The 1,175-nt window shown below is 59.5% G+C and carries 1 protein-coding gene; it reads right to left on the reverse strand.

Features of this window, described 5'->3' with window-relative positions; all coding sequences use genetic code 11:
* Positions 1-17: 17 nt before the first annotated feature.
* Positions 18-953, reverse strand: coding sequence for an IS110 family transposase (locus tag K7H91_RS25485; protein ID WP_230722962.1), 936 nt, complete (start codon positions 951-953; stop codon positions 18-20).
* Positions 954-1,175 lie beyond the last annotated feature (222 nt).

Consider the following 1,175-nt stretch of genomic DNA (forward strand, 5'->3'; position numbering starts at 1 on the left):
TAGAGTATCCGTCTTTATCAAGCCCTCATTTGCGCCCATTTTCTGTCGTCGCGGATGAGTGCGTTTGCGATTTCGATAAGCTTTCGCATGATTGCTGTCAGGGCGACTTTGGCGGGTTTTCCGGCGCCTTTCAGCGCCTCGTATTTTGCTCTCATCTGTTTGTTGAAGCGCATGGCGACGAGGGCGGGCATATAGAGGGCGTCGCGCAGGAACTTTCGTCCACCCTGAATGAAGGCCTTGCCGCGCCATTGGCCCGATTGTCGGGTCATGGGCGCCAAGCCCGCAAGGCTGGCGATCTGCTTTCGGCCAAGCATGCCGATCTCGGGGCATTCGATCAGGACCGTTGACGCCGTTACCGGACCGATGCCGGGGATGGAGGTGAGGATGTCGAGCTTTCTCGCCTTGCCGTCATCCGCGCGCAAGCGCGTTTCGATCTCGTCCTGGATTGCCGCGAGCTGGCGCTCGATCTGGGCGATGCGCGCCTTTGAGTGCCGCTTCGTCAGGGAAAGCGTTTGCGTCTTGATGCGGTTGAGCAGCCGTGTGCGGTCCCTGACGAGAGCGGTGCGCTCGATCTGCAACTCCTTGAGTTCATGATCGGTTTCCTCCACTGGCGGGTCTGGCTGAAGGTCAAATGCATCCCCCATCAGCGCCAGTATGCGCGCATCGACGCGATCGGTCTTGGCGCGGCTGCCGCGTGCCTGGGCAAACCGTCGCGCCTGCAGCGGGTTGACCTTGACCAGCGGAAGACGGGAAGCGAGCGCGCATTCAAAGGCGCCGTGATAAGGACCGGTCGCCTCATAGACGAGCCGTCTGATCGGGGTATCGCCAAGCCATCGCCGCAGGTCGTCAAAGCCTGCCTGTGTGTTGGCGAATGCCCGATGCGCCCTGTCACTCAGGCGAAAGGCGTCGAGACGGTCTTTTGAAATATCAATGCCGATGCTATCATTCATCATCTTCGCGTGTCCTATGCTTGTCATGCAGAGCCCAAAAGCTGCTGCGTATCCGTTCAGGCCTTGAGCGAAGACGGTGGCCGATCACACTCTAACACGGTCCATGTTCCTTGCGGTTCATGACCAAGCCCCTACCGATCCGACCACCGCCACTGACCGCCGCGTGGAAGGCGGCAGTCAGTGGCTCTTCTTCGCAGAAAAGCCGGGAAAAATCATAAGACAAGC

The sequence above is a fragment of the Martelella mediterranea genome (genome assembly GCF_021021415.1).
In the GTDB taxonomy this organism is placed as follows: Bacteria; Pseudomonadota; Alphaproteobacteria; order Rhizobiales; family Rhizobiaceae; genus Martelella; species Martelella mediterranea_C.